Source organism: Kitasatospora sp. NPDC057542 (assembly GCF_042801945.1).
Lineage (GTDB): Bacteria > Actinomycetota > Actinomycetes > Streptomycetales > Streptomycetaceae > Kitasatospora.
This window is the reverse complement of the sequence record NZ_JBHVFE010000582.1, coordinates 1-4,959: the sequence shown is the minus strand read 5'-3', so window position 1 is coordinate 4,959 and position 4,959 is coordinate 1. Positions and strand designations below refer to the sequence as shown.

Sequence of the window (4,959 nt, the reverse complement as noted above, 5' to 3'; positions counted from 1 at the left end):
CGTCCGGCCGCGCCCGCCGCTCACGCCGTCGTGGAAGGCCCGTGCAATCGGCCACCGACTCGCGCTGGCCTATGCGTTGGCCGTCTCGACGCGGACGGCTCGGGCGCGGACCACGAAGGGCCGGGAGAAGACGGTGATGGCGACGGAGATCGCGGCCACAGCAGCGATGGCCGCGCCGGGGGCGAAGTGCTGGGCAACGCCGCCGGCGACCGCGGCTCCGATACCCTGCCACGTCATCCGGCCGGCGGACTCGACTCCCTGGACCTGGCCACGGACCGGATCGGGGGTCAACGCGAGAAGCTGCTCCTGGAGCGGCAGGGTGGCGGCGAACCCGGCACTGGCGGTGAACACCACGGTTGTCGCCACCAGCACGGGCGGGTGAGCGGCGAACAGCAGGTAAGGCATCGCGAGCAGCAGTCGCAGGGCGAATGCACAGCGGCGTCGCTGTTCGGCAGTGAGCAGCCGCCCGACAGTCAGGTCACCGAGGAGCATGCCTGCCGATCCAGCGGCCAGGAAGGCGCCGGCGTGTTGTGGGGCGTAGGAGATGAACAGAGCCTCGCAGCCGACGATCAGGCCGTTGGGGACCCACAGGTTCAGCAGCAGCGCGCGTTGGCCGGAGTGGGAGAAGAGCGCGATGTTCGTTGTCCAGGTCTGGCGAAGTCCGGGGCGACGGGTCAGACGGATCGAGCGTTCCCGGACAGTCACCGCCACAATGATCAATCCGACTCCGGTCAGGGCTGTCGCGGCGACGAAAACCCCTTGCGGGCTCAGGTACCGCAGAAGGACGGCGCCGATGGCGTAGCCGAGGATGGCCGTGCCGCCCGAGGTGATGTTCATCAGTGACCGTGCCAGTGCATACGCGGAGGTCGGCACCACCTCGGCGAGCAGCCCCATCCGCGTTCCGGTCCCCAGGGACTGGAAGAACCCCAGCACAAGGAGCAGGCCGAACCGGGCGGTCAGCGGCAGCCCCGGAACCGCCTGTGCGGCGACACCCACGAGCGCGACGCACTGGAGCGCGACGAGGGTCCGGCGAGGACGGCTTCCGTCCGCGACCGACATCAGCGTCAACGCACCGAGCACCGTCGCGAACGTGGCGCCGTACATGCTCACGGCTGTCAGGAACGGGGACCGGGTCTGATGGTCGACCAGCGTACCGAGCGCGAAGCCCGACAAGGTGCTCGCAGCGACCGTCAGTGTGAGGCTGGCGTACAACCCGGCGAACTCACGGTTGCGGAGCAGGCCACGGTAGGTGGTGGTGGGAGGCGTACTGGACGCAGAGGTGTCAGAAGGCATGAAAAAAGCCTCCGCACGCACCCAGCCGGGGCGCCGAAGGCCAACACGTCGATTCTAGCAGCCGGCCCGGTCCCGCCCGCGGTCCGCCGTCATCAGACCGCTGGCGGCACGGGCGCGGCTGCGTACCGGCTACTCGACCTGAGTCTCCGCGACGGCGTCCTCGTCGCCGGGGCCCTGGTCGGTGCGGCCACTGCGATCAAGGTGTCGCCGGCCTCGAACCGGGCGAATCCCCTGGACAGTACGGGCACGAGGTCGGTGACGGCCGCGCGGTTGGTGTCGCGGCTGACGCCGTACTCGCGGCCCAAGGCGGCGATCGACCGGCCTTCCAGATGCGCGGTGCGGACGGCGTCGGCCTTCCCGGCCGCGATGGCCGGGCGGGATTGGGCGTGGGTGAACCGTTGTTCCTCAGCTGTCGTGAGTTCGCGCTCTGGTCGCGGTCGTCGTGAGTTGGTCGCCGAGCGTGCTTCTCCGGTACAACACATGCCGTCCGTCACGTGTCCGGGTGACCAGTCCTGTGGAGTGCAGGACACGCAGGTGCTGGGAGACGGCGCTCGGGGTGACCCTGAGACGGCGGGCGAGCTCTACGGTGGGCAGCGGCTCTTCCAGGAGGCTGAGCAGCCTCGCTCGGGATGAACCGAGCAGAGACACCAGGGCGGTCGTGTCGACAGTCGGCATCTCCGAGCCCCACAGCGTGGCTACTCCCCGGCTGGGATAGACGAGGCTCGGCGGCTCGTCCGGGCTGACGGGGGGAGCGGGCTTGTGGGCGAACACGGACGGCAGGAGCAACAGCCCCCGGCCGGATGCCGCGACCCGGTGCCGGCTGATCATCTTGTGGACGTACAGCTCTCCGCCTTGCCAGCGCAGGTTCGGGTGCATGTCGGCGAACAGCAGTCGGGCGCCCCCCAGGGCGAGCCGGCGGGCGCGGTAGGTCATGTCGGCTTCCAGCACCAGTTGCATCTGCGGCCACATCGGCTCGATGGCCACCTCCCAGTACTGCCGCAGGAGATCGCAGATGGCGTCGCGGAGTCCGGCGACAGGTGCGTCATCGGTGGCGGCGGCGTCGCGGAGGGCTTCGGGAAGAGGGTCGGGTGCGTGCGCAAGCAGCAGGTCGTGGCGGACCCGGGCGCAGGACGCCTGGCGGACGACGGAGAGTTGTTCTTCGAAGGCCGGCGCGAAGCCCGTGGGATTCGGGGTCAGGAAGTCGGGGAGGGTGCGCCGCTGGGCGACCAGGGACATCAGTAGACCGGTGTCGAGCGTGCCGAGCCTGCCGAGTACGGATCTGCGCCAGGGCAGGTGCAGCGCGGACAGACCCGGATCCTGCAGCACCCGCAGGCTGAACAGGGTTTCGTGCAGGGGTGAGAGGGCGAATCGGGTGTCCGCGAGGTCCTCGACGCCGAGCACAAAGCTGATCATTGAGCCATACGCTACATCGATTGGCGACGCGACGTCGATGCCGTGGACTTCCTCCCATGACACACACAACTCATGTGCAGCGCACGGCGATTGTCACCGGTGCGGCCCGCGGCATCGGCGCCGCTGTCGCCAGGCGCCCGGCGGGCGACGGCTTGGCGGTCGGAGTGATCGATCTGGACGAGGCGGACTGCGCCGATACGGCGGAGGCCATCACACGTGCCGGCGGGGCAGCGCCGGCCGTCGCCGCTGATGTCGCCGACGAGGCCGCGGTCACCACGGCCGTCGCCCGGATCGCCGCCGCGTTCGGGCCGCCGACGGTGCTGGTCGACAACGCCGGCATCGGACCACGTGCCGACCTTGTGGACATGACCACGCAGCAGTGGGACGCCGTCCCGGGGATCAACCTCAGCGGCCCGTTCTTCGCCACCCGGACCGTCTGCCCGCACATGGTGACGGCCGGCTGGGGACGCATCATCACCATGTCGAGCATCTCCGCGGTCGGTGACACCGGCCGCGTCGACTACGCCGGCGCGAAGGCGGGTCTGATCGGATTCACCAAGTCCCTCGCTCTCCAGCTCGGACCGCATGGAGTGACCGCCAACGCCATCGCGCCGGGATTCGTCGTGAGCGACATGACCAGGGCCTCGGCCCGGCGGCTCGGCCTGAGCTTCGAGGAGTACCGGCGCAGGGCGCAGCAGTCCATCCCGGTCGGCCGGGTGGGCCTGCCCGACGACATCGCACATACCGCCTCCTTCCTCGTGAGTCCCGGGGCGGGGTTCGTCTCCGGCCAGGTCGTCTACGTCGCAGGCGGGCCGGTGGACTGAACGATGAGCCGCCGAATGGTCCTGATCCTGGCAGTCACGTGCGCCGTGGCGGTGGGCAACATCTACTTTCCGCAGGCCATCGGGCCGCTGGTCGCCGCCGGGCTGCATGTGTCGCCCGATTCGGCCGCTGCGGTGGTGACCGCCACACAGACCGGCTACACGGCCGGGATGGTCTTGCTGGTGCCGCTCGGCGACCGGCTCCCGCACCGCTCGTTCCTCGTCGCACTCCTCGCCCTGACCGGTCTGGCGCTGCTCGCTGCGGGTTGCGCACCGGCTCTGCCGGCCCTCGTTGCCGCCAGCGCCCTTGTCGGCCTGACCACCGTGGGCGCGCAGATCGTCGGCCCCCTGGCGGCCGGTCTCGTGGCCGCCGACCGCCGAGGAGCGGTGATCGGCACCCTGCTGAGCGGATCGACCGGCGGCATGCTGCTGGCCCGGACCTTCAGCGGCACGCTCGGCGAGTGGCTGGGCTGGCGGGCCCCCTACCTGGTTGCCGCAGCTCTGGCTCTGATCCTCGCCACCGTCCTGGTGTTCGCGACTCCGGCCACGACCCCGCCCTCCCGCCAGCGGTACGCGGCGCTCCTGGCCGAGCCGCTGCGCCTGCTGCGCACCGAGCCAGACCTGCGCCGCTCGTGCTTCTACCAGGCAACCGTCTTCGCGGGGTTCTCCGCGGTCTGGACCTGCCTGGCGCTCCTGCTCGCCGGGCCTGCCTACGGGCTGGGTGCCCAGGCGGTGGGAATGATCGCCCTGGTCGGTGCGGTGACCATGGTCTGCACCCCGTTCGCCGGCCGTCTGGTGGACCGCTACGGCCCCGATCCGGTGAACCTCGTCTGCATGCTCGGCGTCCTCGTCTCGGCCGCGATCCTCATTGCTGGTGCCCGGGGCGGCGCACTGGGTCTGGCCGCCCTGACACTTGGCACGCTGCTCCTCGACACCGCGATGCAGTCCGGCATGGTCGCCAATCAAGTCCGCGTCTACGCCTTGCGCACCGACGCCCGCAGCAGGCTCAACACCGCCTACATGACCTGTGCCTACCTGGGCGGCAGCGCAGGCTCCTGGCTCGGGGTACGCGTCTGGAGCCGGGCCGGCTGGCGGGGCGTTTGCGTGCTCGTCGCGCTGCTTGCCGCACTCGCCCTGGCCCGCCACCTACTGGCGCTGTACAGGGCGTCGGTCAGGGCCCGGGCGCCGAGTGGCTGACGCAGGACGGCCTTGAACTCGGCGATGCCGCCGTCCTCGCACCCGATGTCCGGGCCCGAAGCATGACGGCGCCGGCAGCCGCTGCTCCGAACCGCTGCTGCTCACCCGCAGGCCCACGTCGCAGCGTCCGACGCACGGGCCGCACCGCCGTGCCGTTCAGCACGGCGAACCCGCCGTGTCCGTCGTGCTCGGCCGACCACCTGGCCCTGCACGCCATGGGCCCGGCCGCCGGAAG

Annotated in this window: 4 protein-coding genes; 2 read left to right on the top strand and 2 right to left on the bottom strand. The window is 70.7% G+C overall.

The genetic code is table 11. The features are described 5' to 3' along the window. Positions 1-69: 69 nt before the first annotated feature. Together ACFU7Y_RS40055 and ACFU7Y_RS40050 are read right to left on the bottom strand one after the other, a co-directional pair. Positions 70-1,293 (bottom strand): MFS transporter, encoded by a 1,224-nt coding sequence (locus tag ACFU7Y_RS40055; protein WP_380771300.1) that lies wholly within the window; start codon positions 1,291-1,293, stop codon positions 70-72. Positions 1,294-1,698: 405 nt separating this feature from the next. Beyond that, positions 1,699-2,706, bottom strand: a complete 1,008-nt coding sequence (locus tag ACFU7Y_RS40050; RefSeq protein WP_380771299.1) for an ArsR/SmtB family transcription factor — start codon at positions 2,704-2,706, stop codon at positions 1,699-1,701. Between the two features lie 56 nt (positions 2,707-2,762). On the opposite strand from ACFU7Y_RS40050, the gene ACFU7Y_RS40045 reads away from it, so the two are divergent. After that, complete coding sequence (locus tag ACFU7Y_RS40045; RefSeq protein WP_380771298.1) at positions 2,763-3,530, top strand: SDR family oxidoreductase; 768 nt, start codon at positions 2,763-2,765, stop codon at positions 3,528-3,530. Positions 3,531-3,533: 3 nt separating this feature from the next. Next, on the top strand, positions 3,534-4,724 hold the full coding sequence (locus ACFU7Y_RS40040; RefSeq protein WP_380771297.1) for an MFS transporter: 1,191 nt from the start codon (positions 3,534-3,536) through the stop codon (positions 4,722-4,724). Positions 4,725-4,959 lie beyond the last annotated feature (235 nt).

Excerpts from the sequence above, each read along its gene's own strand:
- ACFU7Y_RS40040 (WP_380771297.1), top strand. The coding sequence starts at position 3,534 with ATGAGCCGCCGAATGGTCCTGATCCTGGCAGTCACGTGCGCCGTGGCG.
- ACFU7Y_RS40045 (WP_380771298.1), top strand. The coding sequence starts at position 2,763 with ATGACACACACAACTCATGTGCAGCGCACGGCGATTGTCACCGGTGCG.
- ACFU7Y_RS40050 (WP_380771299.1), bottom strand. The coding sequence starts at position 2,706 with ATGATCAGCTTTGTGCTCGGCGTCGAGGACCTCGCGGACACCCGATTC.
- ACFU7Y_RS40055 (WP_380771300.1), bottom strand. The coding sequence starts at position 1,293 with ATGCCTTCTGACACCTCTGCGTCCAGTACGCCTCCCACCACCACCTAC.